This window comes from Streptococcus sanguinis, assembly GCF_003943735.1.
GTDB classification, from domain to species: domain Bacteria; phylum Bacillota; class Bacilli; order Lactobacillales; family Streptococcaceae; genus Streptococcus; species Streptococcus sanguinis_E.
Genome location: NZ_RJMV01000002.1, coordinates 35,035 through 61,718 on the forward strand (window position 1 = coordinate 35,035; position 26,684 = coordinate 61,718).

The 26,684-nt window shown below is 43.7% G+C and carries 28 protein-coding genes; all 28 read left to right on the forward strand.

Features of this window, described 5'->3' with window-relative positions:
- Nucleotides 1-67 precede the first annotated feature (67 nt).
- The 28 genes from D8877_RS02600 to D8877_RS02740 all read left to right on the forward strand — a co-directional run bounded on the left by D8877_RS02600 (nucleotide 68) and on the right by D8877_RS02740 (nucleotide 26,585).
- Nucleotides 68-1,855 carry a glycoside hydrolase family 35 protein gene (locus D8877_RS02600; RefSeq protein WP_125352356.1) on the forward strand — a complete coding sequence of 596 codons (1,788 nt, stop codon included), beginning with the start codon at nucleotides 68-70 and terminating at the stop codon, nucleotides 1,853-1,855.
- On the forward strand, nucleotides 1,852-2,328 hold the full coding sequence (locus D8877_RS02605; RefSeq protein ID WP_002898809.1) for a PTS sugar transporter subunit IIB: 477 nt from the start codon (nucleotides 1,852-1,854) through the stop codon (nucleotides 2,326-2,328). Before D8877_RS02600 ends, D8877_RS02605 begins: the two co-directional genes overlap by 4 nt.
- Nucleotides 2,329-2,353: 25 nt before the next feature.
- Nucleotides 2,354-3,259, forward strand: a complete 906-nt coding sequence (locus D8877_RS02610; protein WP_125352358.1) for a PTS mannose/fructose/sorbose/N-acetylgalactosamine transporter subunit IIC — start codon at nucleotides 2,354-2,356, stop codon at nucleotides 3,257-3,259.
- Nucleotides 3,246-4,070: a PTS system mannose/fructose/sorbose family transporter subunit IID gene (locus D8877_RS02615; RefSeq protein WP_002901971.1), complete on the forward strand. Its 825-nt coding sequence runs from the start codon at nucleotides 3,246-3,248 to the stop codon at nucleotides 4,068-4,070. Before D8877_RS02610 ends, D8877_RS02615 begins: the two co-directional genes overlap by 14 nt.
- Nucleotides 4,071-4,081: 11 nt before the next feature.
- Nucleotides 4,082-4,486: a PTS sugar transporter subunit IIA gene (locus D8877_RS02620; protein WP_002894390.1), complete on the forward strand. Its 405-nt coding sequence runs from the start codon at nucleotides 4,082-4,084 to the stop codon at nucleotides 4,484-4,486.
- A 309-nt stretch (nucleotides 4,487-4,795) separates the two neighbouring features.
- The gene (locus tag D8877_RS02630) at nucleotides 4,796-5,974 is read left to right on the forward strand and encodes an SIS domain-containing protein (RefSeq protein WP_125352360.1); all 1,179 of its coding nucleotides are present in this window, start codon (nucleotides 4,796-4,798) and stop codon (nucleotides 5,972-5,974) included.
- A 14-nt stretch (nucleotides 5,975-5,988) separates the two neighbouring features.
- Complete coding sequence (lacD, locus tag D8877_RS02635; protein ID WP_002901976.1) at nucleotides 5,989-7,026, forward strand: tagatose-bisphosphate aldolase; 1,038 nt, start codon at nucleotides 5,989-5,991, stop codon at nucleotides 7,024-7,026.
- A 24-nt stretch (nucleotides 7,027-7,050) separates the two neighbouring features.
- Nucleotides 7,051-8,097 (forward strand): aldose epimerase family protein, encoded by a 1,047-nt coding sequence (locus D8877_RS02640; protein ID WP_002914220.1) that lies wholly within the window; start codon nucleotides 7,051-7,053, stop codon nucleotides 8,095-8,097.
- Nucleotides 8,098-8,652: 555 nt separating this feature from the next.
- Nucleotides 8,653-9,651, forward strand: coding sequence for a Holliday junction branch migration DNA helicase RuvB (ruvB, locus tag D8877_RS02645; protein WP_002898800.1), 999 nt, complete (start codon nucleotides 8,653-8,655; stop codon nucleotides 9,649-9,651).
- A gap of 129 nt (nucleotides 9,652-9,780) precedes the next feature.
- Nucleotides 9,781-10,215, forward strand: coding sequence for a hypothetical protein (locus tag D8877_RS02650; RefSeq protein ID WP_239682250.1), 435 nt, complete (start codon nucleotides 9,781-9,783; stop codon nucleotides 10,213-10,215).
- Complete coding sequence (locus tag D8877_RS02655; protein ID WP_049552803.1) at nucleotides 10,215-11,495, forward strand: hypothetical protein; 1,281 nt, start codon at nucleotides 10,215-10,217, stop codon at nucleotides 11,493-11,495. Before D8877_RS02650 ends, D8877_RS02655 begins: the two co-directional genes overlap by 1 nt.
- Nucleotides 11,477-11,869: a hypothetical protein gene (locus D8877_RS02660; protein ID WP_049552804.1), complete on the forward strand. Its 393-nt coding sequence runs from the start codon at nucleotides 11,477-11,479 to the stop codon at nucleotides 11,867-11,869. The genes D8877_RS02655 and D8877_RS02660 overlap by 19 nt, the downstream gene beginning before the upstream one ends.
- Nucleotides 11,850-12,146: a hypothetical protein gene (locus tag D8877_RS02665; RefSeq protein WP_049552805.1), complete on the forward strand. Its 297-nt coding sequence runs from the start codon at nucleotides 11,850-11,852 to the stop codon at nucleotides 12,144-12,146. Before D8877_RS02660 ends, D8877_RS02665 begins: the two co-directional genes overlap by 20 nt.
- 40 nt (nucleotides 12,147-12,186) lie before the next feature.
- Nucleotides 12,187-12,750, forward strand: a complete 564-nt coding sequence (locus D8877_RS02670; RefSeq protein WP_049552806.1) for a nucleotidyltransferase family protein — start codon at nucleotides 12,187-12,189, stop codon at nucleotides 12,748-12,750.
- A gap of 53 nt (nucleotides 12,751-12,803) precedes the next feature.
- The gene (locus tag D8877_RS02675) at nucleotides 12,804-13,247 is read left to right on the forward strand and encodes a hypothetical protein (RefSeq protein ID WP_049539667.1); all 444 of its coding nucleotides are present in this window, start codon (nucleotides 12,804-12,806) and stop codon (nucleotides 13,245-13,247) included.
- Between the two features lie 459 nt (nucleotides 13,248-13,706).
- Nucleotides 13,707-14,129 carry a low molecular weight protein-tyrosine-phosphatase gene (locus D8877_RS02680; protein ID WP_049552807.1) on the forward strand — a complete coding sequence of 141 codons (423 nt, stop codon included), beginning with the start codon at nucleotides 13,707-13,709 and terminating at the stop codon, nucleotides 14,127-14,129.
- Nucleotides 14,122-14,547, forward strand: coding sequence for an MORN repeat-containing protein (locus D8877_RS02685; protein WP_002907692.1), 426 nt, complete (start codon nucleotides 14,122-14,124; stop codon nucleotides 14,545-14,547). Before D8877_RS02680 ends, D8877_RS02685 begins: the two co-directional genes overlap by 8 nt.
- Nucleotides 14,537-16,342 carry an acyltransferase family protein gene (locus D8877_RS02690; protein WP_125340385.1) on the forward strand — a complete coding sequence of 602 codons (1,806 nt, stop codon included), beginning with the start codon at nucleotides 14,537-14,539 and terminating at the stop codon, nucleotides 16,340-16,342. The genes D8877_RS02685 and D8877_RS02690 overlap by 11 nt, the downstream gene beginning before the upstream one ends.
- Before the next feature lie 303 nt (nucleotides 16,343-16,645).
- Nucleotides 16,646-19,300, forward strand: coding sequence for a bifunctional acetaldehyde-CoA/alcohol dehydrogenase (adhE, locus tag D8877_RS02695; RefSeq protein WP_125352362.1), 2,655 nt, complete (start codon nucleotides 16,646-16,648; stop codon nucleotides 19,298-19,300).
- A gap of 202 nt (nucleotides 19,301-19,502) precedes the next feature.
- Entirely contained in the window at nucleotides 19,503-19,661 is a 159-nt protein-coding gene (locus D8877_RS12390) for a shikimate dehydrogenase (RefSeq protein ID WP_125352364.1), read from the forward strand.
- An 82-nt stretch (nucleotides 19,662-19,743) separates the two neighbouring features.
- Nucleotides 19,744-20,424 (forward strand): DUF6796 family protein, encoded by a 681-nt coding sequence (locus tag D8877_RS02705; protein WP_125352366.1) that lies wholly within the window; start codon nucleotides 19,744-19,746, stop codon nucleotides 20,422-20,424.
- Between the two features lie 115 nt (nucleotides 20,425-20,539).
- Nucleotides 20,540-20,647, forward strand: a complete 108-nt coding sequence (locus D8877_RS02710; RefSeq protein ID WP_125337556.1) for an acetylxylan esterase — start codon at nucleotides 20,540-20,542, stop codon at nucleotides 20,645-20,647.
- Nucleotides 20,648-20,971: 324 nt separating this feature from the next.
- Nucleotides 20,972-21,673, forward strand: a complete 702-nt coding sequence (locus D8877_RS02715; RefSeq protein ID WP_125337557.1) for an N-acetylmannosamine-6-phosphate 2-epimerase — start codon at nucleotides 20,972-20,974, stop codon at nucleotides 21,671-21,673.
- Nucleotides 21,674-21,687: 14 nt separating this feature from the next.
- Nucleotides 21,688-22,605 (forward strand): dihydrodipicolinate synthase family protein, encoded by a 918-nt coding sequence (locus D8877_RS02720; RefSeq protein ID WP_125337558.1) that lies wholly within the window; start codon nucleotides 21,688-21,690, stop codon nucleotides 22,603-22,605.
- 84 nt (nucleotides 22,606-22,689) lie between these two features.
- Entirely contained in the window at nucleotides 22,690-24,228 is a 1,539-nt protein-coding gene (locus D8877_RS02725; RefSeq protein ID WP_125352367.1) for a sodium:solute symporter family protein, read from the forward strand.
- Nucleotides 24,228-24,680: a NanQ anomerase/TabA/YiaL family protein gene (locus D8877_RS02730; protein WP_002916757.1), complete on the forward strand. Its 453-nt coding sequence runs from the start codon at nucleotides 24,228-24,230 to the stop codon at nucleotides 24,678-24,680. The genes D8877_RS02725 and D8877_RS02730 overlap by 1 nt, the downstream gene beginning before the upstream one ends.
- Before the next feature lie 169 nt (nucleotides 24,681-24,849).
- Complete coding sequence (locus D8877_RS02735) at nucleotides 24,850-25,692, forward strand: MurR/RpiR family transcriptional regulator (protein WP_125352369.1); 843 nt, start codon at nucleotides 24,850-24,852, stop codon at nucleotides 25,690-25,692.
- Entirely contained in the window at nucleotides 25,689-26,585 is an 897-nt protein-coding gene (locus tag D8877_RS02740; RefSeq protein WP_125352371.1) for an ROK family protein, read from the forward strand. The genes D8877_RS02735 and D8877_RS02740 overlap by 4 nt, the downstream gene beginning before the upstream one ends.
- The last annotated feature ends 99 nt before the right edge of the window (nucleotides 26,586-26,684 follow it).

Consider the following 26,684-nt stretch of genomic DNA (forward strand, 5'->3'; position numbering starts at 1 on the left):
ATGTAAAAATTTATTATATTAATATTAACAAGAGATGAAAGCGGTTTTACGCCGAAGGGAACATCAGATGGCAAGATTCAAAATTGGTCATTCCTTCTGTTTGGATGATCGGGAGTTTAAGATTTTATCGGGAGCCATTCACTATTTTCGGGTACAGCCTGAGGATTGGTACCATTCCCTTTATAATCTCAAAGCTCTGGGCTTTAATACGGTGGAAACCTATCTTCCCTGGAATATGCACGAACCCCAAAAAGGTGTCTTTAACTTCCAAGGGATTTTAGATATTGAGGCATTTTTACAGACAGCTCAGGATTTGGGACTTTATGCCATTATCCGCCCTTCGCCTTTTATCTGCGCGGAGTGGGAGTTCGGTGGTCTGCCGGCCTGGCTGCTCAATGAAAATATGCGCATCCGCTCATCAGATGAGGCCTTTCTGCAGGCTGTAGCCAGCTATTATGACGAGCTGCTGCCGAGATTGACTCCAAGGCTGCTGGATAATGGGGGAAACATCCTCATGATGCAGGTGGAAAATGAGTACGGTTCTTATGGAGAAGACAAGGCCTACCTAAGAGCAATCAGACAGCTCATGGAAGAACGAGGTGTAACCTGTCCGCTCTTTACTTCAGACGGACCTTGGCGGGCAACGCTTCAAGCTGGTACATTGATTGATGATGATGTCTTTGTGACGGGGAATTTCGGCTCCAAGGCAGATTACAATTTTGCCCAGATGCAGGAATTCTTTGACGAGCATGGCAAAAAGTGGCCGCTCATGTGTATGGAGTTCTGGGATGGCTGGTTCAATCGCTGGAAAGAACCTATCATCAAGCGAGATCCAGACGAGCTGGCTCAAGCTGTTCACGAAGTGCTCCAGCAGGGCTCAATCAATCTCTATATGTTTCATGGCGGTACCAACTTTGGCTTCATGAACGGCTGTTCGGCTAGAGGGGTCATTGACCTGCCGCAGGTAACTTCCTATGACTATGATGCTCTACTCGATGAGCGGGGCAATCCGACGGATAAGTACTATGCAGTCCAGAGGATGCTGAAAGAGTATTATCCAGAATATCCGCAGATGGAGCCGCTGGTGAAAGAGTCTTTTGAGCTTAGGAATATCCCCCTCAGTCAGAAAGTCAGTCTCTTTGAGACCCTGCCTGACTTGGCAGAGCCTATCGAAAGTCTCTATCCGATGAAGATGGAGGAGCTGGGGCAAAATGTCGGCTACTTGCTCTATCGGACTTGGGCTAGTTGGGATGCTGATCAGGAAAGACTCCGTGTCATTGACGGTCGCGATCGGATGCAGCTCTATGTGGACGGTCAGCACATAGCAACCCAGTACCAGACAGAAATCGGTCAGGATATCATGGTGGACGGCCAGAAAAAGGCAGAGCACCAGCTTGACATTCTGATGGAAAATATGGGCCGGGTCAATTATGGGCACAAACTCTTGGCAGATACTCAGCAGAAGGGCATTCGTACGGGTGTCTGCAAGGATCTGCACTTCCTGCTTGACTGGCAGCATTACCCATTGCCGCTGGATCATCCAGAAAAGATTGACTTTTCGAAAGGGTGGCAGGAAAACCAACCAGCTTTCTACGCTTTTGACTTTATAATGAAAGCGCTTAAAGATACTTATCTGGATCTGTCCGACTTTGGCAAGGGCGTCGTCTTTGTCAACGGTGTCAGCATTGGCCGTTTCTGGAATGTCGGACCGACCTTATCGCTTTATATCCCGCACAGCCTGCTCAGAGAAAGCGACAATCGCATCATTATCTTTGAGACAGAAGGGATCTACAGCGAAACCATTCACTTAGTTAACCAACCTACATTTAAAACAATAAAGGGGGAAAATCTATGACAATAGTAGGTGCACGTATCGATGGACGTTTGATCCATGGACAGGTAGCCAATCTTTGGACTACCAAGCTCAACATTTCACGCATTATGGTAATTGACGATGAGGTAGCTGAAAATGCTATCGAAAAGAGCGGGCTCAAGCTCGCAACGCCAGCTGGTGTGAAACTCAGTGTCTTGCCGATTGCTAAGGCAGCAGAAAATATCTTGGCCGGCAAGTATGATTCACAGCGACTCTTGATTGTCGCTCGCAAGCCGGACCGCTTCCTGCGGTTGGTCGAAGCTGGTGTTCCACTGGAAACGCTGAACGTCGGCAATATGTCTCAGTCAGATGAAACTCGCTCCATTACCCGCTCTATCAACGTGGTAGATGCAGATGTTGAAGCCTTTCACAAGCTGCACGAAAAAGGAGTCAAGCTGACCGCGCAAATGGTTCCCAACGATCCAGTTGAGGACTTCATGAAGTTATTAAAATAAGACAAAATTTTAGGAGGACATTGTTATGATACAATGGTGGCAAATTTTACTACTCACTTTGTACTCAGCTTATCAAATCTGTGATGAGTTGACCATCGTTTCTTCAGCAGGATCCCCTGTATTTGCTGGGTTCATTACTGGCTTGATTATGGGGAAACCAGTGACCGGTTTGTTTATCGGTGGTAGCCTGCAATTGTTCGTTCTTGGTGTGGGGACATTTGGTGGAGCTTCTCGTATTGACGCAACATCAGGTGCCGTTCTTGCAACAGCCTTTTCAGTAGCACAAGGGTATAAGCCAGAATTGGCTATTGCGACAATCGCAGTACCGGTAGCAACTTTGCTAACTTACTTTGATATCTTAGGCCGTATGACAACGACTTATTTCGCGCACCGTGTGGATGCAGCAGTTGAACGCTTCGACTATAAAGGTATTGAACGCAACTATCTCTTAGGTGCACTTCCTTGGGCTCTGTCTCGTGCCCTCCCAGTCTTTCTGGCTCTGGCATTTGGTGGAGCATTTGTACAAGCGATAGTAGATGGTGTTGCTGGTGTGAAATGGCTAGCTGCAGGATTGACACTGGCTGGTCGTATGTTACCAGGACTTGGATTTGCTATCTTGCTTCGTTACCTTCCAGTTAAACGTAATCTTCACTACTTAGCTCTTGGTTTTGGCTTGACGGCTATGCTGACTGTGCTTTACTCAAACATTCAAACTTTGGGTGGGGCTGTATCTAGTATTGTTGGGACTCTTCCAAAAGATGCTGCGATCACATTTGCCAACAACTTCAAAGGTTTGTCTATGATTGGTGTAGCTATCTTTGGTATCTTCCTTGCAGTACAGCATTTCAAATACAGCCAAAGAACAGTAGTTGCTGCGCCAGCTGCTAGCACAAAATCAGAAAGTGAGGAAATTGAAGATGACGAACTCTAATTATAAATTAACAAAAGAAGATTTTAAACAAATCAATAAACGTAGCTTGTTCACTTTCCAATTAGGCTGGAACTACGAGCGGATGCAAGGTTCTGGCTATCTCTACATGCTCTTGCCTCAGCTGCGCAAAATGTACGGAGATGGCACTCCAGAATTGCAAGAAATGATGAAATTGCATACGCAATTCTTCAATACATCACCTTTCTTCCATACTATTATTGCAGGTTTTGACCTAGCTATGGAAGAAAAAGACGGTGTTAAATCAAAAGATGCTGTCAATGGTATCAAGACAGGTCTTATGGGACCATTTGCTCCTCTTGGAGACTCTATCTTTGGCTCTCTTGTGCCAGCCATCATGGGATCTATCGCTGCTACCATGGCTATTGCAGGCCAGCCTTGGGGAATTTTCCTTTGGATTGCTGTAGCAGTTGCTTATGATATTTTCCGTTGGAAACAGTTAGAATTTGCCTACAAAGAAGGGGTCAACCTCATCACCAACATGCAAAGCACTTTGACAGCTCTTGTTGAAGCGGCTTCTGTATTGGGTATCTTCATGGTTGGAGCTCTTGTTGCGACTATGATTAACTTTGAAGTTTCATGGGTGCTGAAGATTGGTGAAAAAGCTATTGATTTCCAAGACATGATGAATCTGATTTTCCCACGTTTGATTCCAGCAGTCTTTACAGGCTTTATCTTCTGGCTCTTGGGCAAGAAAGGAATGAACTCTACTAAGGCTATCTTCATTATCATTATCATGGCAGTAAGCTTCTCTGCTATCGGCTACTTCCTGCTGGGACAAGTACCAGAGTAATGGAGTAATTTATGAGTAAGAAATTAGTTTTAGTCAGCCACGGTCGCTTTTGTGAAGAACTGAAAACCACTACGGAAATGATTATGGGGCCTCAGGAAGACATCCATGCAGTAGCCCTGCTTCCGGAGGAAGGTCCAGAAGATTTCGCAGCTAAATTCTTAGAGACGGTCAAAGATTTTGAGGATTACTTGGTTTTTGCGGATCTCTTGGGGGGCACTCCTTGTAATGTAGTCAGCCGCTTCATTATGGAAGGACAGGATATCGAGCTTTATGCGGGGGTCAATCTGCCCATGGTCATTGAGTTTATTAACGCTTCTTTGACAGGAGCAGAAGTTAGCTATCCATCCAAAGCAGCAGAGAATATTGTTAAGGTTAATGATGTCCTAGCAGGCCTAATGGATGATGAAGATGAATAAAAACTTGAACAATCACTTCTAGTTGGGTCAAGTCCTTGCGCTGTCAGCAGATGGGAGACTGCTGATAGGTAAGGATTGGCCACAGTGGTTGATTCAGGCATATTGGTCTAAGAGGAATTTGGGAGATGCCTATTAGCCTAAGGAAATGGATGGTTCAGCATTGCAAAATGCAGTCGCTGTCTGGTTTGAAAAAGCTTGTTAAAAGTATATTTCAAGTCTAGCCATCGTTGCGGGGGTGGGACAGCGAGCCGAAAATCTTTGATTTTCTGGACTCTGTCTCGCTCCCCCTTTTTCAAATGATGGAAAGGAATGAGAAAGAGAATGTTAGATTATTCACAGGAAGAATTGCAGCGTCTGGGGGCTGACATCACAACGAGAGAAATCTATCAGCAGCCTGAGGTTTGGCAGGAAGCCTTTGACAGTTACAAGGCTCAGGCCTCAGATATCGCTGCTTTTCTGAAAAAAATCGAGGACAAACATGACTACATCAAGGTCATTTTTGCCGGAGCCGGCTCATCAGCCTACGTCGGAGATACCTTGACGCCTTATTTCAGGCAGATTTATGACGAGCGTAAATGGAATTTCAATGCTATTGCGACGACAGATATCGTTGCCAATCCCTTGGTGCATCTGAAGAGAGAAGTGCCGACAGTGCTGGTTTCCTTTGCCCGCAGCGGAAATTCCCCAGAAAGTGTAGCGACTGTGGACTTGGCCAAGCAGCTGGTAGATGACTTGTATCAGATTACCATTACTTGTGCTGCCCAAGGCAAGCTAGCTCAGCAGGCTCAAGGTGATGAAAAGAATCTTTTGCTCCTGCAGCCAGAAGCTTCTAACGATGCTGGCTTTGCCATGACCTCTAGTTTCAGCTCTATGATGCTGACAGCCCTTTTGGTCTTTGACCGGGTTGAACTAGTCCAGAAGGAAGCCAAGGTTGCGGCTTTGATTCAGCTCAGTCAGGATGTTTTAGAACGCGTTGCAGATGTGCAGCAGCTGGTTGATTTGGATTTCAGTCGGGTCATTTATCTGGGAGCAGGGCCTTTCTTTGGTCTGGCGCATGAAGCCCAGCTCAAGATTTTAGAGCTGACAGCCGGCCAAATTGCGACCATGTACGAAAGTCCAGTCGGTTTCCGGCATGGGCCTAAGTCGCTGATTAACCAAGACACAGTCGTTCTGGTCTTTGGTTCGGCAGATGCCTATACCAAGGCTTATGATTTGGACTTGGTGCGGGAAGTGGCTGGTGACGGGATTGTCCGCAGACTGGTCTTGCTGACTGACCGGGAGGAGCAGTTGGAAGGAGTCGAGCAAGTGGTGCTAAGTACCCAAGAGCCTCTGGGAGATAGCTATCGCATCTTCCCCTACATCGTTTACGCTCAGCTCTTTGCTCTCTTGTCCTCGCTCAAGGTCAAAAACCGTCCAGATACACCGTCTCCGACAGGCACGGTCAATCGTGTAGTACAAGGAGTTATCATTCACCCTTTTGAGGAGTAAGAGAAGGAAAAGTTATGGAGAAATTACAAATTAGCCACAAAAAAGTGAGCCATCTGAAAAAACTATCAGACGAGCAGGGGATTATCGGGGCTTTGGCCATTGACCAGCGTGGTTCGCTCAAGAAAATGCTGGCCAGCGGAGAAGATGCGCCTTCGGGTGACCAAGCTCTGGTTCAGTTCAAAGAATTAATCTCTAGTCAGCTAACGCCCTATGCCAGCTCTATCCTGCTGGATCCAGAGTTCGGTCTGCCGGCAGCTGAGCTGCGGGATGAGTCCTGTGGGCTAATAGTGGCCTACGAGAAGACTGGCTATGATGCTACAGCGGAGGGCCGCCTGCCGGACTTGCTGCCAAACTGGTCAGCTAGTCGCATCCGAGACATGGGCGCAGATGCCGTCAAGGTCTTGATTTACTATGATGTGGATGACAAACCAGAAATTAACGACATCAAGCAGGCCTGGGTTGAGCGCGTGGGTAGCGAATGCTTAGCTGAGGACATTCCTTATTTTCTGGAGATTCTGACCTATGATGCCAAGAGTGACAGTGTTTTGGACGCTAACTATGCCAAGCTTAAGCCGCATAAGGTCAACGAGGCAGTCAAGCTCTTTTCAGATCCCCGCTATCATGTAGATGTTTTAAAGGTTGAAGTGCCAGTCAATATGAACTTTGTTGAGGGCTTCACCAAAGAAGGCGTTGAGCCAGTCTACAGCGTGACGGAAGCCCGAGATTTCTTTAAAGAACAGTCAGATGCGACACACTTACCTTTCATCTTCCTCAGCGCTGGTGTCAGTGCCGAGCTTTTCCAAGAAACGCTGCGACTAGCCCATGAAGCGGGCTCACAGTTTAACGGAGTTCTGTGCGGACGAGCTACCTGGAAGGATGCAGTCTCGGTCTTTGCCCAAGAAGGAGCTGCAGCAGCTCAAGCGTGGCTGGACGAGACGGGTCGTCAGAATATCGAGGATCTTAATCAAGTTTTGCGCCAAACAGCTGTGTCTTGGCTGGACAAGCTTGACCTGCCTTTTGAAGACAGGACTTGGCAAGTTCGTGATTTTTAACAAGATAGATAAAAGAGGTTTGGTATGAAATCTTACCGAGAATCCATTTTTGGAAAGCTGGGCGGTCAGGAGATTCTAGCTTACACTTTTGAAAACGATCAAGGTTATCGTCTGATAGTCATGAACTACGGAGCGACCGTTGTCCAGTATGTCACTCCTGATAAGGACAATCGCTTTGACAATATTGTTGTCGGGTTTGATCAGTTTGAGGACTATATTGGGAACAGTCCCAAGCATGGAGCCAGTATTGGTCCGGTGGCCGGACGTATTGCCGGAGCAGCTTTTGAGCTGAATGGTCAGAGCTTTCAGCTAGAGGCCAATAATGGCTTAAACTGCAACCATAGTGGCTCCAGCGGCTGGGACAGTAGCGTTTTTGAAGTAGAGGAAGTCAGCAATGACGGGCTCACATTTTATACAGAGCGTACAGACGGAACTGGCGGTTTTCCTGGCAATCTGAAAATCTGGGTTTCCTATACCCTGACAGAGAAGGGCGAGCTGGAAATCTCCTATCAAGTTCAGACAGATCAAGATACCTTGGTCAATCCGACCAACCATAGCTATTTCAACCTGTCTGGTCGTTTCAATCAACCGATAGATGATCATATCCTGCAGCTCAATACTGATGGTGTCTATCCTATCGCAGCTGACGGCCTTCCTGAAAAAAAGGCTGATGCAGAGCGTGACTTTGTCAAGAAGCTGGCCAAGGGCGCTTCCCTTAAAGAAATTTTTGACGCGACTGATGAGCAAATTCGGCTGGTATCTGGCTTGGATCATCCTTTTGCGCTAAGCCCAAGCCGAAACCAGGCAGGCACGCTCTATCATCCAGCATCGGGCCGCCGCCTGACCATTCAGACTCAGGCTCCCTGCCTAGTGATTTATTCAGCGAATTGCGTGGATGATTCTATTCGGTTTGACGGACAGCCTATGATTCAGCATAATGGCTTAGCTCTGGAAGCCCAGGCCCTGCCGGATGCCATTCACAGCAGCCAGCAGTCAGATGTCATTCTCAAGGCCAATCAGATTTTTACCAGCAGGACAGTGTATTTTGCTGATGTACCAGCAACTTTATAAAGAAACAATCGCGAAAGAGCACAAAAAACGGCAGTACCTCCTTCTGCCGTTTTTCTTTGTCCAGTTTTCAGAGACTATGTTTTCAGTAGCTAATCTTGAGCAAGGGAAAAGCCTCCACAATCAACAGCAAAATCTTTTTTGCTAACTGAATTTTACTTTAAGTTTTTCTTAAGCTAAGGCTGCTATACTTATTTTTATCAAATGAAGCCCCCTAACTTTGTTTGATAATCCTAAACTTTTTCATAATAATCTCCCATAAAGGCCACCCAATCTGGTGGTCTTTTTTTGCTCAAATTTTAGAATAAGACGGGAAGTTTATCGGATTGTAACTCAAATGTTAAATTTTAAAGGATACGTTATACAAAGTTAAGATTTCTTTAAGTTAAGGCCAGTATACTATGAGTATCAAATGAAGACCTCCTAACTTTATTTGATAGAAATCCTAAACTTTTTCATAATAATCTCCCATAAAGGCCACCCAATCCGGTGGTCTTTTTTTGTTCAGACGTGGATTAGATTTGCTTCCTCTGACTTATTTTCTGCTATAATAGTTCTATGAGTAGAATTTTAGATAATGAATTAATGGGCGATGAGGAATTGGTGGAGCGCACCTTGCGTCCCCAATATTTACAGGAGTATATCGGTCAGGACAAGGTCAAGGACCAGCTGAAGATTTTTATTGAAGCGGCTAAGCTGAGGGATGAGGCGCTGGACCATACCCTGCTTTTTGGCCCTCCAGGTCTTGGGAAGACGACCATGGCCTTTGTCATTGCCAATGAACTAGGCGTTAATCTCAAGCAAACTTCAGGTCCGGTGATTGAGAAATCTGGTGATTTGGTTGCGATCTTAAATGACCTTGAGCCGGGGGATGTCCTCTTCATAGATGAGATTCACCGCTTGCCAATGGCGGTAGAGGAAGTGCTGTATAGCGCTATGGAAGACTTTTACATCGACATTATGATTGGTTCAGGCGAGACCAGTCGCAGTGTCCATTTGGATTTGCCGCCATTCACCCTGATTGGGGCGACCACTCGGGCTGGCATGCTGTCCAATCCTCTGCGGGCTCGCTTTGGGATTACCGGTCACATGGAGTATTATGAAGCTGGCGACTTGACGGAAATCGTTGAGCGGACGGCAGAGATTTTTGAGATGGATATTACCCACGAGGCTGCGAAGGAGCTGGCTCTACGTAGCCGAGGCACACCGCGGATTGCTAACCGTTTGCTCAAACGGGTCCGGGACTACGCGCAGATTATGGGCAATGGCCTGATTGATGATAAGATAACCGACCAGGCTCTCTCCATGCTGGATGTGGACCAGGAAGGGCTGGACTATGTGGACCAGAAGATTTTGAAGACTATGATTGAGGTCTACGGTGGCGGTCCGGTAGGGCTGGGAACCCTCTCGGTCAATATTGCTGAGGAGCGTGAAACAGTAGAGGACATGTATGAACCTTACCTGATTCAGAAAGGCTTTGTCATGCGAACTCGGACTGGGCGCGTGGCTACCCGTAAAGCCTATGAGCATTTAGGATATGAGTATATGAAGGAATGACGGAAACGTTGTTTCTTTTTTCATACGTCAGAACAATATATCGTAGAATTATTGGCTCTAAAGAACATTATTCTATTATACTTTGCTTTAAAAATTATAGTATAATAAAGCTAAAGGAGAAAAAATCTTATGGCAAAATCTAGATATATGAGCAGATTCAAATGGCTCATTGTTATTGTATTATTGACTATCATTACTGTAGGAGTTATTTATATGTTTACCTTGAACAAAAAATCGGAAGAAGAGCGTCGCAACAGAGAGTATGAAGTCAGTCTAGTAAAGGCTTTGAAGAATTCTTATGAGGGAATTGAGGAAATTTATATTTCGAATCCATCATATACCTCAATTCCTTCAGAAGCGTGGGGGGCAGATGTGAAGCTCAAATTTTTTGATGGGACGTTAAAGGAACACGTTTTAGCTTTTGATAAAAATGTTAAAAAAATTAGAATAGGTGTATATAATAATGAAGATGAAGAATTTCAACATTTTTTAGAGTCTAGGAGAGGTTTAACTAAATCAAAAGTGAAAGTTAGATATTCGGATGGGTCAGAGGAGGAGCAGTGATGACTACATACATGTATACAGATAAGCAACTCAATGAATTAAACCAAGGCCCGAATGTTTATAGTGTTAATCCAGAGTACGCACAGCGTAAAGAAAATAGAACAAACATTGTCTCTGCTAAACCAGATAGTGAATTGAAAAAAGGCGAAACCAACACTATTACGACTTCAGACGGTCAGGAATTTCGTGTTATTGCGACTAAGGTGGATTCTAAGACTGGTTTTGATGGCATGGCTGTTGCGCCAATTGTTAACGGACTGCCTGACTATAAGAGTGTGGCTGTAATTTCGGCAGGAACGGATCCTAAAAGTCCAGTTAACAAGTTGGGTCCGCTTACGCGTGATGCCGCTGGTGCAGTTGAAGCCAGACAAACATACTTATCTCCTCAATATAAGGTAGCGGATCAATTTGTCAAAGAGATTATGGATAATCCTCAGTATGAAGTAAGTAAATTATCTGGTTATTCTCAAGGAGCATACATGCTTAAATTGGGGGCAAAGTATCATATTCCAACAACCACTTTTAATGCTTGGTTTAAATATGGAGCTTTGACTGAGGAAGAAAAACAGTTTCTGGAAAAGAACTCTGCTATGTTTGTGGATTACCGTAGAAAGAATGACGATGTAGTCCGCTATAATGATTTTAATCATCCTGAATGGTTTACTAGTCAAAATGATATATCAAATTCTATTCCCAAAACTATATATTGGATAGATGGAACTAGTCATAGAATTGATGAATGGATATTTGACCCTGTAACTGGACAGGTGATTGATAGCAAGGTAGGTAGACCTTTAGTCAGCGGGCTCTATAAAGCTTATGCTGATAGCTTGAGTAGAATGCAGCGTTATAAGGAATTAAAAACGAGGTGGGCTTCCAATCGTATTAGTGGAGCAGAACAGATTTATCTGGATGCTGTACAGGGACAGATTTTGTCTTCTAGTATGATGAACGCAGCGCGTATTGGAGCGGAAGAGTTATTGAAATTATCTGAAGAGGCAAATAATCAAGTAGCGAATCTCTGGTCCAAAATTGACTTTACTAACTATACAGAACTGTCCATTGAAGAAGTAGAAGCTATCTATGCTAGTCAAGGTGTTACAAAAGACCAATATGTAGATGGCTTTCAGAGTGAAACCAATCATCAAGTTGCTAAAATGGCTGATTCAGCGACAGCTTTTGAGCGACTAAACGGGCAGCTTCAGGAAGCTATTGAAAAAGTACTGGCAACAGATGCAGGATTGGCGGAGGAATTTAAACGATGGAAAGAAGAGATGTAACTTGGGAAGATGTAAACAGAAAAGAACGAGAATTGACTGAGTTTGAAGATAAATATCGTCATGAAAAAAAGTTATTTGAGAGGAATGAGAAAGAACTTTATGACCGCTTCAGGGAATTCGGGAATTTAGTAGATGAGGAGATAGAGAAAATGACTTATGTTTTGGAGAGGTTTTCGGTTTCTTCCGAGGATATGCAGGACTATTTCTTTAACATGGAAAATCTAATGTTGGAATCCCAAACTGTTTATAATCAACAAACTATAAAATTAGATGAAAAACAACTCGAATGCGAAAAAGCTTTCCGAAAGAACAGGGATAAGCTAGAAGAAGAATATTATCAGATGAGGAAGAGATATGAGAGCTCCAATAAATGAATATTATACAGACAAGGAATATGAATTTGCTTTGAAAGAGATGCGAAGGATAATGGAACGCAAGCGTGCATTAGCAGAAGCTCAGGCTGCGCAGAAAGCTCGTGAAAAAGTGAAGAAAGAATTTCAGACTAGAGCTAAGCAAATTGCCCTTGAGACAAAGACAACTATTACCAATATCAGTAGTCAGATGGATACGGCTATCCGGGGTAATATCCTAAAAAGATTAGAAATGTATGTTCCCAATATGCTAGTAAAATATGATGATATAGGTAAGTGATAAAGTGAAGGGGGATACTAATATCCAACATGAAACGAAAATGGAACAGATTGCCTTAAATCAACTAGGTCAGGATCCAGACATCCGAGCGATTTTGGAAATTATTCGCAGTCTGGAGCTCAAGGATTCTTGGTTAGCGGCTGGATGTGTGAGGAATTTTATCTGGAATATGCTGTCAGAGCGACCAGGTTTTGACTCAGAGACGGATGTAGATGTCATTTTCTTTGATCCGACTTATGCTGAGGCAGAGACGATAGAGCTGGAAGCCAAACTCAAGGCAGACTGGCCACAGTATCGATGGGAGCTCAGAAATCAAGCCTATATGCACCGCCATAGTCCTGGAACGGCTCCTTATAAAAATGCTTGCGAAGCCATGAGTAAGTATCCTGAGCGCTGCACTGCTATCGGCCTGCGTTTGCTGGAAAATGACAAACTGGAACTTTTTGCTCCCTATGGTTTGGAGGATATCTTAAACTTTCAGGTCAGACCGACTTCTCATTTTCTTGAAAATAAGGAGCGCCAGCATGTGTATGTTGAGCGCTTGGCTAAGAAGAATTGGCAGAAACGCTGGCCGCAGTTGGAATACCACTATCCTAATAAATAAGCAAAGATTAAGAGTAAAATGTTTAAGTTATTTTAAGGAAGTTTAAAAATCTTATGGCAAAATCTAGATATATGAGCAGATTCAAATGGCTCATTGTTATTGTATTGTTGACTATCATCACTGTAGGAGGGATTTATATGTTTACCTTGAACAAAAACTCCGAAGAAGAGCGCCACAATAGAGAGTATGAAGTCAGTCTAGTAAAGGCTTTGAAGAATTCTTATGAAGGTCTTGAGGAAATTGAGATAACAGAACCCTACTATAATGATAAACCAGGTTCTTGGTCTTGTGATGTAAAAATACGATTTAATAATGGAGAAAAAATAATTTATGGAATAAATCATAAATTGTATAGTAAAGAAAATCATGATGGACTAATGAAAGGAAAGACAGATGAAGAAATTGATCAGCAATGGAAGATGCTTCAAAGTCATAGGGGGAAAACTTCATCCAAAATATTAGTTATCTATTCTAATAGCGAGAGAGGAGAAGTGTAATGTCGTTTGATTATACAGATTAACATTGAATAGTCTGGGTCAGAATTATGCTGTCTATAGTATGAATAAAGACTTTTTAGATCGGAATAAACAGAAATTAGTGACGTCTAATCCAAAGGATAATAACGAAACCAACACCATTACAACTTCAGACGGTCAGGCATTTCACTATCCTAATAAATAAGTAAAAATTAAGAGTAAAATGTTTAAGTTATTTTAAGGAAGTTTTAAGGAATGGATATTATACTATAACCAAGTTAAGAAATTAACTTAACTCCTAAAACTTTTTTCTTTTTAAAAAATAATCTCCCTACAAAAAGCCACCAAACGGTGGTTTTTTGCTATTTTCAGACATGAGAGGGGCAGGGCTTGCCCGTTTTCAACGAGAATCAGGAAACTGTAAACGATTCAGGGCTAGTTTTTGCCATTATTTTGTTATAATAGATAGCGAGGTATTCTATGAAGAAAATTGTATTTGTATGTTTGGGCAATATCTGCCGCAGTCCGATGGCAGAGTTTGTCATGAAGAGTTTAACAGACCAACTGAAAATCGAGAGCCGGGCAACTTCAAGCTGGGAGCAAGGCAATCCCATTCATCGGGGAACACAGGCTATTTTTAAGAAATATGCCATTTCTTATGATAGGAACAAGACTTCTCAGCAGATTTCGACAGCGGATTTTGCGGATTTTGACTACGTCATTGGTATGGATGAAAGCAATGTCCGAGATTTGAAGCGGCTGGCGCCTGAGGATTTTCAGCATAAAATTTATCAGTTTGAAGAAGAAAGTGTACCAGATCCTTGGTACACAGGAGATTTTGACCAAACCTATGATTTGGTCTTGGCTGGCTGCAAGAAGTGGCTAGAGCGTTTGGATGGATAGGAATATGGATAAAGTAAAAGAATTTTACGATAAATACAAGGTCTATCTGACCCGGCAGAATTTAGAACTCTTGGCTGTCACGGTCATTGTACTGTCAGCTATTCTGGTCTTTACTTCGGGGATTCCTGGTAAGGGCGTTTTAACGCTGGATCAGGGGAAAATCAAGTATGACGGAACCTTGGTTCGCGGGAAGATGAACGGTCAGGGGACGATGACTTTTCAAAATGGGGACAGTTATAGCGGTCAATTTCGCAATGGCATCTTTGACGGAAAAGGAACCTTTACCTCGCAGGCTGGCTGGAAATATGAAGGGGACTTCAGCAAGGGTCAGGCTGATGGACAAGGGAAGCTAACGACAGAAGGCAATGTCGTTTATGAAGGAACGTTTAAACAAGGAATTTATCAAAATGCGCATTAAATGGTTTTCGCTCGTCAGAATCACGGGGCTGCTTCTAGTTCTGCTTTATCATTACTTCCAGGGCGTTTTCCCTGGCGGTTTTATTGGTGTGGATATCTTCTTTACCTTTTCTGGCTTCTTGATTACCGCTCTGCTTATTGACGAGTTTGCCAAGAAGAAAGAAATCGATATCCAAGGCTTTTTCAAACGGCGTTTTTATCGGATTGTACCCCCTCTGGTCTTTATGATTTTGGTCGTTATGCCCTTTACCCTCTTGATTCGTAAGGATTTTGTGGCTGGAATTGGAACGCAGATTGCGGCTGCCTTGGGATTTGTGACCAACTTTTATGAAATGCTATCTGGCGGCAGTTATGAGAGTCAGTTTGTGCCGCACATCTTGATTCACACTTGGAGTCTGGCTTTAGAAGTGCACTATTATGTTCTTTGGGGCTTGGCTGCTTGGGGCTTGGGCAAGGTTGCCAAGTCAACGGCCCGCTATCGCGGTATGATTGCGTTGGTTTCTGCAGGTCTCTTTTTGCTCAGCTTTGTATCAATGTTTGCTGGCGGTTTGACCACTAAGAATTATTCTGATATTTATTTTTCAAGTTTGACCCACGTCTTTCCTTTCTTTGCAGGAAGCATCCTAGCAACCTTATCTGGCGTCGGCCATGTCAGCAGTCGCTTTAAGATGCTGGAGGGAAAGCTGGCTCTCAAGCAAGTGCTAGGAATTATGGGGGGCAGCATAGCTGTTTTGCTTTTGCTCAGCTTCCTACTCAAGTTTGATAATCTTTGGACCTACCTGGTAGGATTCTTGATTTCGACTATCTTGGCCTGTCTGATGATTTTGGCAGCTAGGATGTTGCATGACAAGCTCCCTGATGTGAAGGAGCCTGGCATTGTCAACTTTATCGCAGATACCAGCTACGGTGTTTATCTTTTCCACTGGCCATTCTATATTATCTTTACCCAGCTGATGAGTAACGGCTTGGCTGTTCTCTTGACCACGCTGCTGTCTCTTACTTTTGCAGCTTTGTCTTTCTACATCTTGGAGCCAACTCTTGCTGGTCGTCAGCCAGTTATCATGGGAACCAAGATGGATCTGTCATCTCTTACCAGACCAATCTTTTACAGTATGATTCCGCTGACTTTGATTATGTTCTTTATCTCGGTGACAGCACCAAAGGTAGGAGCTTTTGAGGAAAGTTTGATTGTCAATGCTCTGAATCAAGCTGACACTAAGATGCAGACAACTCGAAGTCAGGTTGATCAGTCCAAGGCGACTGAGTACAATGTGGCGGACGGGATTACCATGATTGGTGACTCTGTTGCACTGCGCTCTAGCGATCAATTGCAGCAGATCTTACCAGGAATCGAGCTAGACACTGTCGTTAGTCGCAGTCTGAGTACAGGCTTGGAGGTCTACAAGACAGATATTGCTAATAGAGTGCTGAAGAAGCAGGTTGTTCTGGCTCTTGGAACCAATTCGTCCGGTTACTCGAATGAACTTTTGGATGAGTATGTTTCCAGCCTGCCTAAGGGTCATCAACTGATCCTCGTGACCCCTTATGACGGTCGCTCAGAGGGCGGCGTCTTGGCCCAGCAGCGGGAGTATGAGCTAGAATTAGCCAAGAAGTATGACTATGTCTTTGTGGCCGACTGGCATCAAACTGCTATCGAAAATCCGCAGATTTGGGAAGGGACAGACTATGTCCACTTTGGCTCAAACTCAGAGTCCATCATTGAAGGGGGAACTCTCTATGCCAATACCATTAAGCAAGCCATAGATGAAGCAAATTCTGGTAATGTGAAACCATAAATAATCAGCTCGGTTCGTCCGAGCTTTTTATATCTAAGATAAGAAAGCGCTTTCAAATTTTATGTGAAAGTAAAAGTATGTGAAATCTCTAAAAAATAAAAAATTTTTTCACAAAAACTAAAAGAATAGGCTGTAAAATCAGTAGATTTGTTACTTATTTCACAAATCAATAGAGAAAAGTTTGTGAATGTCAGGTGAAAGTGTTTACAAAAATCATTAAATGGGTTATAATTGAATTGTGAAATATTTAACAAAGGTTAGTGCTCTTCGTCTAACCTAAGGCAAAACCATTGGAGGAATAGAATGGCTGAAAAGAAGAAAACGGTAGAACAAGAAGACAAGTCTTTGGCAGCGCAAAAGCATGTCGACGAATTGGTGCAAAAAGGTCTGGTTGCACTCGAGGAAATGAGAAAGCTGAATCAGGAACAGGTGGACTACATCGTAGCCAAGGCCTCTGTAGCAGCTTTGGATGCCCATGGTGAGTTGGCTCTGCACGCTTATGAAGAAACGGGCCGCGGAGTTTTTGAAGATAAGGCAACGAAAAACCTCTTCGCCTGTGAGCACGTTGTGAATAATATGCGCCATACGAAAACTGTCGGCGTTATTCAGGAAGATGATGTGACTGGTTTAACCTTGATTGCGGAGCCAGTGGGTGTTGTCTGCGGAATTACTCCAACAACTAACCCAACTTCAACAGCTATTTTTAAGGCTCTGATTTCCTTAAAAACACGTAATCCGATTATCTTTGCTTTCCACCCATCTGCTCAAGAATCTTCTGCCCATGCAGCACAAATCGTGCGTGATGCAGCGATTGCAGCAGGTGCGCCTGAAAACTGTGTGCAATGGATTACAGCGCCATCGATGGAAGCAACTTCTGCACTTATGAACCACGAAGGGATTGCAACAATCCTTGCGACAGGTGGTAATGCAATGGTGAAGGCAGCTTACTCATGTGGTAAGCCAGCTCTGGGGGTTGGTGCCGGAAACGTACCAGCTTATGTGGAAAAATCCGCTAATATCCGTCAAGCAGCGCACGATATCGTTATGTCTAAGTCCTTTGACAATGGTATGGTCTGTGCCTCTGAGCAAGCCGTTATCATTGATAAGGAAGTTTATGATGAATTTGTAGCAGAGTTCAAATCTTATCATACTTACTTTGTCAATAAGAAAGAAAAAGCTCTGTTGGAAGAGTTCTGCTTCGGCGCTAAGGCAAACAGCAAGAACTGTGCTGGTGCTAAGCTCAATCCGGATATCGTTGGTAAGCCAGCTACTTGGATTGCAGAGCAAGCAGGATTCAGTGTGCCAGAAGATACGAATATCTTGGCAGCAGAGTGTAAAGAAGTTGGTGAAAAAGAGCCATTGACACGTGAAAAACTGTCACCTGTCATCGCTGTGCTCAAGTCTGAATCCCGTGAAGACGGTGTTGAAAAGGCCCGTCAAATGGTAGAATTCCATGGTCTTGGTCACTCAGCTGCTATCCATACAGCGGACGAAGAGTTGACTAAGGAATTTGGTAAAGCTGTTCGTGCCATCCGTGTTATTTGCAACTCACCTTCCACTTTCGGCGGTATCGGGGATGTTTATAATGCCTTCCTGCCATCATTGACACTGGGCTGTGGATCTTATGGTCGCAACTCAGTTGGTGATAACGTTAGTGCTGTGAATCTCTTGAACATCAAAAAAGTAGGAAGACGTAGAAATAATATGCAATGGATGAAACTCCCTTCAAAAACTTACTTCGAGCGTGACTCTATCCAATACCTGCAAAAATGTCGTGATGTGGAACGTGTCATGATCGTTACAGACCATGCTATGGTAGAGCTTGGTTTCCTAGATCGTATCATCGAACAACTCGATCTTCGTCGTAATAAGGTTGTTTACCAAATCTTTGCAGACGTAGAGCCAGATCCAGATATCACAACTGTTGAACGTGGTACGGAGATTATGCGTACCTTCAAACCTGATACAATCATCGCGCTTGGTGGTGGTTCACCAATGGACGCAGCTAAAGTAATGTGGCTCTTCTATGAGCAACCAGAAGTGGATTTCCGTGACCTTGTGCAAAAATTCATGGATATCCGTAAACGTGCCTTCAAATTCCCGTTGCTTGGTAAGAAGACTAAGTTTATCGCAATTCCTACAACATCTGGTACAGGTTCAGAAGTAACACCGTTTGCCGTTATCTCTGACAAGGCTAACAACCGTAAGTACCCAATCGCTGACTACTCTCTGACTCCAACTGTAGCCATCGTAGACCCAGCTCTGGTACTGACTGTTCCAGGATTTGTTGCAGCAGACACTGGTATGGATGTTCTGACTCACGCAACAGAAGCTTATGTATCTCAGATGGCCAGCGACTTTACGGATGGTTTGGCTCTCCAAGCTATCAAACTAGTCTTTGAAAATCTGGAAAGCTCTGTTAAGAACGCTGACTTCCACTCTCGCGAAAAGATGCACAATGCCTCTACTATCGCTGGTATGGCCTTTGCCAATGCCTTCCTGGGAATTTCCCACTCTATGGCCCATAAGATTGGTGCTCAGTTCCATACGATCCACGGTCGTACCAATGCGATCTTGCTGCCATATGTAATCCGCTACAACGGTACACGTCCAGCTAAGACAGCGACATGGCCTAAGTACAACTACTACCGTGCGGATGAGAAATACCAAGACATCGCTCGTATGCTTGGCTTGCCAGCTTCTACTCCAGAAGAAGGTGTTGAATCATTTGCGAAAGCTGTTTATGAACTGGGAGAACGTGTCGGTATCGAAATGAACTTCAAGGCTCAAGGTATTGACGAAAAAGAATGGAAAGAACATTCACGCGAATTGGCCTTCCTTGCCTACGAAGACCAATGTTCTCCAGCCAACCCACGCCTTCCAATGGTTGACCACATGCAGGAAATCATCGAAGACGCTTACTATGGCTACAAGGAACGCCCAGGACGCCGCAAATAAGCGAGCAGCTTCCTCAATTAAGAATAAGACAGTTTGTCGATCATCCCCTGCCTTTTGGTGGGGGATTTTTCTATGTGTCTCAGCGAGGCAAGACCTCTGGTCGAAGCCGAGCTTAGAGACATTGATGCTGAGGAGCGGAGCGACGTGAGCGCTATGTGTCTTAACGAAACGCGTCCGTAGGACAAAGTTGAGTCATAGAGCAGTGGATGCAGTTTTGCTCGTTAGGAAGAAAGCTGTATACCTTGGAGTAACATTTAGCCAGGCAAGACCGTTGGTCGAAGCCGAGCTTAGAGACATGGATGCTGAGGAGCGGAGCGACGTGAGTGCTAGATCTCTTAACGAAAGGAGTTTGCTGGGGTAAAAAGACGTAAACCTTCTGACTACTTGTGATTGAGTGAGCTTTTGTGCTAAGATAAGGGGACAATGGAAAAAAGGAGAGCAATGTGATTTTTTTATCTTTATGGGCTGGGCTGTTGAGTGGTCTTTGCTGGTTGTTGGGTGATATTCTGCTGGTTGGCTTTGAGGTAGACAAGGAAAGCTATGCTTCCTTTACGGAGCAGAGTCGGATTGGCAATAAGAATCTGTCTATGCTGATGCTGTCTGGCTCTGTCGGTCGGCTGCGTCTGGGCGCTCTGGTGGCTAACTTCTCAATCCCTCTTATGTTAGTCTCGCTTTATGCTCTCTTTGGTTTGACAAATAAGGGCTTGTGGGCCTATCTGTCAATAGCCTTGTTAGGAATTGGATTTGCTCTGTCGCCGGTGGCACATGTGGCCTTTTACTACGTTGGGATCATCAGCAAAAAGGTTTATAAACGAAGCAAAGGACAGGTCTGCTCAGACGAAGATAGCGAGCTTATCAATGAAGCGGTACTCTTTCTAGATATAACCTGGCGGACAGCTATCGCTCTGACCGGACTAGGCTGGTTCGTTTACTCACTGTTAATAGTTACCGGTCAGACAATATTGCCTGCTTATCTGGGGCTGCTGACTCCTTTACCGCTCAGTCTCTTGACTATCTTACTGGTAGAAAAGCTGAGAATCGGACGCCCCTACCTTAACGGAGCTGGCCTAAACATAGGATTTAGTTTGTTCTATTTACTGCTCCTGCTTCATATAGGTTCTTAGGCGATGAATCGGTAAAATTTCAGAAAAACAGAAAATCTATATATTAACCTGTTGAAAACTTCCTCTTTCTATGGTATGATGAAAGAGGTTTCAAGAATCGTTGGGAGGATAAGACATGAAAAACCCTACTTTACTTAAAGAAATGTTAGATTATCGCGGAAGAGATGAAATGCCCGACGATTTTGATGCCTTTTGGAATAAACAAGTGGCGGAGGTTTGCTAATTGGCACTCTGCTGATTTAAATTTCAAATATGGGCTTTCAAATAAGCTGGTTGAGCATAGTGTTTGTTAACTTTTATTCCTTTAAGACTGGAAGTCTACAAAACTGCTTCCCCCTAGGACTAGGCATTCGCCTAGTTCTTTTTAGTTGTAGAAAAATGTTGGAACAGCCACGAAAAAAATAAATATTTTAGCTATATTCGTCTGTATAAGTTTCAAACTGAGATAAAAAGTAATACTTAAAAAGAAAGTACTTTCTAAAAGTAAAATCATATTGAAACTAATTGCAACAAATGTTAAGATAATAAATGTAAAGGCTTACAATAAATGAGTAAGGAGGATAGGAATCAAATGGAAGAGTTGAGACATAAGTTAATTGTGTCGTGTCAGGCTCTACCAAACGAACCATTACATAGCGACTTTATCATGGCTCGTATGGCAGTGGCGGCCAAAGAAGGAGGTGCTAGCGGAATTCGGGCTAACTCGGTTATAGACATCAAGGCTATTAAAGAAGCGGTGGATTTGCCAGTAATTGGGATTATCAAGAGAGATTATCCAGATGCCCAAGCTTTTATTACACCAACTATAGCGGAAGTGGATGAGCTGATGGAAGCCCATCCGGAGATTATCGCTTTAGATGCGACAAATTCCAGCAGACCTCAAGGAGAGAGTTTAAAAGCATTTTTCCAGAAAGTGAAAGAAAAATATCCTCAGCAGCTTTTGATGGCTGATTGTTCAACTCTTGACGAGATGCTGGAAGCTGATCGAATGGGATTTGATTTTATCGGAACAACCTTGGTGGGCTATACTAGTCAGAGCGAAGGAGATAAGATTGAAGCCAATGACTTTGAAATCATCCGAAAAGCTTTAGCTGAGATTCAGCACCCTCTGATTGCTGAGGGGAATATTGATAGTCCTGAAAAGGTGAAAAGAGTTCTAGAGCTGGGAGCCTTTAGTGTGGTAGTAGGATCTGCCATTACACGGCCGCAGCGGATTACAAGGAAGTTTGCAGACGCAACAAAAGAATAGAAAAGAGGAAGAATATGTCAAAATTAGAAAAATATGAAGGTGTCATTCCGGCTTTTTATGCTTGTTATGATGAAGCAGGAGAAGTAAGCCCAGAACGTGTTCGTGCTTTGACTCAGTACTTTATTGATAAGGGAGTTAAGGGTGTCTATGTTAATGGTTCTTCTGGTGAGTGTATTTACCTCAGTGTAGCAGACCGGAAATTAATTTTGGAAAATGTCATGGAAGTGGCTAAGGGCAAACTGACAGTTATCGCTCATGTGGCTTGCAACAACACTAAGGACAGTGTGGAACTGGCTAAGCATGCTGAAAGTTTGGGTGTTGATGCTATCGCTGCTATTCCTCCTATTTACTTCCGTTTGCCGGACTATTCTATCGCTAAGTACTGGAACGATATGAGTGCAGCGGCTCCGAATACTGACTTTGTCATCTACAATATTCCGCAGCTGTCTGGAACGACCCTGACACCAGCCCTCTATGCAGAAATGCGTAAAAATCCACGAGTTATTGGGGTTAAAAACTCTTCTATGCCGACTCAAGATATTCAAATCTTTGTCGCAGAAGGTGGGGAAGATCATATTGTCTTTAATGGTCCAGATGAACAGTTTATCAGCGGTCGAGTTATTGGTGCTAAGGCTGGAATTGGCGGAACCTATGCTGTGATGCCGGACCTCTTCCTGAAGCTCAACCAGCTTATCATTGACAAAAAACTGGATCGTGCTAAAGAACTGCAGCATGCGATTAATAGTGTGATTTACAAGATGGTCAGCGGTCGCGCAAATCTCTATGCTGTTATGAAAGAAATTCTTCGTCTCAATGAGGACTTAGATATTGGTTCTGTTCGAGCACCGTTAGAGCCTCTATCTGAGGGAGACTATGCGATTGCCAAAGAAGCGGCTGCTATGATTAAGCAGGTAAGAGAAGATTTCTTGTAATATAAAGAGTGTGACACCAGAGTCTAGGGCAGTCTAAGCCTGCCCATCCCACGCTCTGGAGATGAATAATAATGGAGAAATTCTATGGGAAATGTTGGTTTTACCACAATCGATATGATTATTCTGATTGTGTATTTACTAGTTGTTCTGGTAGCAGGTTTGCTGTTCTCCAAAAAGGAGATGCAGGGTAAAGAGTTCTTTAAAGGTGATGGAACGGTGCCTTGGTATGTAACATCTGTTTCCATTTTTGCTACATTGCTAAGTCCGATTTCCTTTATGACACTGGCGGGGAACTCTTATGCAGGGACTTGGCTGCTCTGGTTTGCCCAGTTGGGTATGATTTTTGCCATTCCAGTGGCTATTCGTTTCTTCTTGCCGATTTATGCACGTCTGGATATTGATACAGCCTATGACTACCTGCAAAAACGTTTTGGTTCTAAGGCCTTGCGGGCTTTGTCAGCTGTCTTCTTTATCATCTATCAAATCGGCCGCATGTCCATCATTATGTATCTACCTTCAGTGGCTCTGGCTACTCTGACGAAGATTGATGTCAATATCTTGATTATCGCGATGGGTGCGATTGCCATTGTTTACTCCTATACTGGCGGGGTCAAGTCAGTTCTGTGGACAGACTTTATTCAAGGTTCTGTACTCTTGATTGGTACAGTTGTAGGGCTTTTCTTCCTGATTGCTAATCTCAAGGGTGGCTTTGGCGATATTGCTAGTGAGCTGGCCAGCGGTAAATTTATCTCAGGAAATGAAACTATTTTCAATCCTAATTTGCTGAAAGATTCTATTTTCCTAATTATCTTGGGATCTGGTATCAATACCCTGTCCTCTTATGTATCTTCGCAAGATATCGTTCAGCGCTTTACGACAACTCAGAATGTGAAGAAACTCAATAAAATGATGTTTACGAATGGAGTTTTGTCAATCTTTATCGCTTCTGTCTTTTATCTGATTGGTACAGGCTTATACGTCTATTATCAAGTACAGCATCCAGGCAGTGAGGGCAGCTCGATTCCTCAAGACCAGATATTCACTTACTTTATCGCCTATGGTCTTCCAGTTGGAGTGACCGGTGTTCTGATTGCAGCAATTTATGCTGCTGCTCAGTCTACTATTTCTACGGGTCTTAATTCTGTAGCGACTTCTTGGACTCTGGATATTCAAGATGTTGTATCCAGCAATCTGGACGACAAGAAACGGACTAAAATCGCTCAATATGTTTCTCTAGGTGTAGGAGTCTTCTCCACAGTAGTTTCAATCGTGATGGCTCATACAGGTATTACATCGGCTTATGTTTGGTTTAATGGCTTTATGGGCTTGGTACTAGGTGTCTTGGGAGGAATCTTTATTCTAGGAATCTTCACCAAGCGTGCCAACCTCAAGGGAGCTTATGCGGCTATGATTGCTTCCAGTATTGTCCTACTAGTCATCAAGTACGCTTTGCCAGCAGAAGCAGTGAGTATCTGGGCTTATTCATTGATTTCAATTGTGGTTTCTTTAATTGTAGGCTATGTGGTTTCCGTCTTAACTGGAGGCAGGGCTGCGCCAGAGAATACAACAGTTTACGATATTGCAAGTATTCATGCAGATAAATCCTGGGAGGTACGGCACTAATGGAATTAGTTCAATATAAAGGAGCAGCTGTTGAGAGAGACATTCAGCATCCTGCCTTAAAAAAAGTCTTAGAATTTTTACAGACACATGATGTCAGCCAAGATGAAAAGGGCAACCACCCTGTGTCTGATGATTTCTTTTACAATGTCATTGAAATGACGACTACGACCGACGATGAACGGGTCTGGGAAAGTCATAGGGAATTTTACGATGTGCATCTGATTTTTGAAGGAAGGGAGCGCATCCACTATAACTTTTTGTCCAATATGGAAGAAGGGGATTATGATGCGGAAGGAGACTGGCAGCAGATGTCCGGCCAAGCTTTGTTTGACCTGATATTCACTCCTGGCAGCCTGCTCTTGCTGGATCCTAATGACGCCCATAAGACTGGACTGATAGCTGAAGAAGCCGGCCCCATCCGTAAGGTTGTCTTTAAAGTAAAAATTGTATAAAAGGCTGCGGGCGGGATGAGAAAGACAGATTGTTCTTAACATGCTGCCCCAGTTTTTTTAGTCAGTTTTGAACTTTATTTTCTGCTGGAGAATTCTAGCAAGGAAGGGTTGGAATTACTTTTGAGAAAGTGGTAGAATAAAGAAAATAGTTGCAGGAGGAAAGTGTCTGATGGTTTCTTTGGAAAAAAACATTTTGCCAGTGATTGAGTCTGTATACGGCAGTCTGACACACCTGGAAAAGAAGATTGCAGATTATTTTCTGTCTGATGAGGCGCTGACAGCTGATCTATCGGCTCAGGCTGTGTCTCAGAAGCTCTATGTCTCTGTGCCTTCTCTGACTCGCTTCGCTAAAAAATGTGGCTTTTCAGGCTATCGGCAGTTTATCTTTGAATTTCAGGAATCCAGCTCAGAAAGTAAAAATGTCAGTCGCGATTTGACCAGAAATGTCTTGTCTGATTATGGCGAATTGCTTAATAAGACTTTTTCCTTGATTGACGAAGAACAGTTCCTGCGCGTGGGGGATATGCTCAACAATGCTGGGCGAGTCTATATCTACGGGCAGGGGAGTTCAGGCTTAGTGGCTCGGGAAATGGAGTTTCGCTTCATGCGGTTGGGAATGGTTTGTAAGGCCATTACGGATGACCATATGATTCGGGTGAATAGAGTCATGCTTGATCCGGACTGTCTGGTTATTGGCATTTCCATATCTGGCGAGACTAAAATTATCACGCAGGCTATTCAGAATGCCCAAAAAGTCGGAGCCAAGACTGTGCTGGTAACTTCCAATAACAGCGACGACTTGAGGCAGCAGTGTGATGAACTGGTTCTAGTAGCTGTCAAGAAGCACTTGGCACAGGGCAATAATATCTCTCCTCAGTTTCCGGTTTTAGTTGTGATGGACATTTTCTATGCCTATTATATGGATTTAGACCGAGATCATCGCAGCCAAATCTTTACAAATACACTTTCAGCTTTAGAAGAAAATCAAGAAGAGAAGGAGTATGAATCGTGAATATTGTGGGAATAGATATCGGTGGGACAACGATTAAAGCAGATCTCTATCAGTCTGATGGATGTAGTCTAAATGAGTTTCGAGAAGTCGCCACTGAGATTGACTTTGAAAAGAAAACGAATCAGATTTTAGAACAGGTTTGCCAGCTAATAGCATTTTATAAGGAGAAGTTTGAGCTAGATGGAGTAGCGATTTCGTCTGCTGGTGTGGTTGACAGCCAGGCAGGAAAAATCAGTTATGCTGGCTATACTATTCCAGGCTATATTGGGACAGATTTCCGTAGTCGGGTTTTAAAAGAATTTGGTTTGCCGATTGCGATTGAAAATGATGTTAATTGTGCTGCTCTGGGTGAGGCTTGGCTAGGTGCTGCCAAAGGTCATGCTTCTGCAGTTATGATTACTGTCGGTACAGGCATTGGCGGTGGCATTATCTATGATGGAAAGATTGTCAATGGATCCACCTATACCGCTGGTGAGGTAGGCTATCTGCCTATGGAAGATGGACAGGACTGGCAATCTCTGGCCTCAACAACTGCCTTGTTAGCATTATACAGCCAAAAGACAGGTGAGCAAGGCCATACTGGGCGTAGTTTTTTTGCAGCGGTAGACCAGGGAGATAAGCTGGCGCAGGAAACACTTGATATATTCTTGGGCCGCCTAGCTAAAGGTCTCTTAACCCTGTCCTATATTCTAAATCCAGAGGTCTTGATTGTCGGAGGCGGCATATTAGCTAGATCTGAGCTTATTCTGCCACGTCTTGAAAGTCTGATGAAGCAGCAAGTAGTAGATCCGCGCTTTTTGCCTAAAAACTTAGTGGCAGCAGCTCTAGGGAATGAAGCCGGACGATTAGGCGCTGTTCGACATTTTCTGAATCAGGAGAAAAACTCTGTTTGAAAAAGATGTTTTCAGAAAGAATATGATATAATTTATGCAAGTACGAAGCTGTATTCCAGAAGATGACTATACCAGATGCTGGACTGTCAGCCAGGAATG

Bases quoted from the DNA above. Each gene is read 5' to 3' on its own strand.
- D8877_RS02600 (WP_125352356.1), top strand. From the start codon at position 68: ATGGCAAGATTCAAAATTGGTCATTCCTTCTGTTTGGATGATCGGGAG.
- D8877_RS02605 (WP_002898809.1), top strand. From the start codon at position 1,852: ATGACAATAGTAGGTGCACGTATCGATGGACGTTTGATCCATGGACAG.
- D8877_RS02610 (WP_125352358.1), top strand. From the start codon at position 2,354: ATGATACAATGGTGGCAAATTTTACTACTCACTTTGTACTCAGCTTAT.
- D8877_RS02615 (WP_002901971.1), top strand. From the start codon at position 3,246: ATGACGAACTCTAATTATAAATTAACAAAAGAAGATTTTAAACAAATC.
- D8877_RS02620 (WP_002894390.1), top strand. From the start codon at position 4,082: ATGAGTAAGAAATTAGTTTTAGTCAGCCACGGTCGCTTTTGTGAAGAA.
- D8877_RS02630 (WP_125352360.1), top strand. From the start codon at position 4,796: ATGAGAAAGAGAATGTTAGATTATTCACAGGAAGAATTGCAGCGTCTG.
- lacD (WP_002901976.1), top strand. From the start codon at position 5,989: ATGGAGAAATTACAAATTAGCCACAAAAAAGTGAGCCATCTGAAAAAA.
- D8877_RS02640 (WP_002914220.1), top strand. From the start codon at position 7,051: ATGAAATCTTACCGAGAATCCATTTTTGGAAAGCTGGGCGGTCAGGAG.
- ruvB (WP_002898800.1), top strand. From the start codon at position 8,653: ATGAGTAGAATTTTAGATAATGAATTAATGGGCGATGAGGAATTGGTG.
- D8877_RS02650 (WP_239682250.1), top strand. From the start codon at position 9,781: ATGGCAAAATCTAGATATATGAGCAGATTCAAATGGCTCATTGTTATT.
- D8877_RS02655 (WP_049552803.1), top strand. From the start codon at position 10,215: ATGACTACATACATGTATACAGATAAGCAACTCAATGAATTAAACCAA.
- D8877_RS02660 (WP_049552804.1), top strand. From the start codon at position 11,477: ATGGAAAGAAGAGATGTAACTTGGGAAGATGTAAACAGAAAAGAACGA.
- D8877_RS02665 (WP_049552805.1), top strand. From the start codon at position 11,850: ATGAGAGCTCCAATAAATGAATATTATACAGACAAGGAATATGAATTT.
- D8877_RS02670 (WP_049552806.1), top strand. From the start codon at position 12,187: ATGGAACAGATTGCCTTAAATCAACTAGGTCAGGATCCAGACATCCGA.
- D8877_RS02675 (WP_049539667.1), top strand. From the start codon at position 12,804: ATGGCAAAATCTAGATATATGAGCAGATTCAAATGGCTCATTGTTATT.
- D8877_RS02680 (WP_049552807.1), top strand. From the start codon at position 13,707: ATGAAGAAAATTGTATTTGTATGTTTGGGCAATATCTGCCGCAGTCCG.
- D8877_RS02685 (WP_002907692.1), top strand. From the start codon at position 14,122: ATGGATAGGAATATGGATAAAGTAAAAGAATTTTACGATAAATACAAG.
- D8877_RS02690 (WP_125340385.1), top strand. From the start codon at position 14,537: ATGCGCATTAAATGGTTTTCGCTCGTCAGAATCACGGGGCTGCTTCTA.
- adhE (WP_125352362.1), top strand. From the start codon at position 16,646: ATGGCTGAAAAGAAGAAAACGGTAGAACAAGAAGACAAGTCTTTGGCA.
- D8877_RS02710 (WP_125337556.1), top strand. From the start codon at position 20,540: ATGAAAAACCCTACTTTACTTAAAGAAATGTTAGATTATCGCGGAAGA.
- D8877_RS02715 (WP_125337557.1), top strand. From the start codon at position 20,972: ATGAGTAAGGAGGATAGGAATCAAATGGAAGAGTTGAGACATAAGTTA.
- D8877_RS02720 (WP_125337558.1), top strand. From the start codon at position 21,688: ATGTCAAAATTAGAAAAATATGAAGGTGTCATTCCGGCTTTTTATGCT.
- D8877_RS02725 (WP_125352367.1), top strand. From the start codon at position 22,690: ATGGGAAATGTTGGTTTTACCACAATCGATATGATTATTCTGATTGTG.
- D8877_RS02730 (WP_002916757.1), top strand. From the start codon at position 24,228: ATGGAATTAGTTCAATATAAAGGAGCAGCTGTTGAGAGAGACATTCAG.
- D8877_RS02735 (WP_125352369.1), top strand. From the start codon at position 24,850: ATGGTTTCTTTGGAAAAAAACATTTTGCCAGTGATTGAGTCTGTATAC.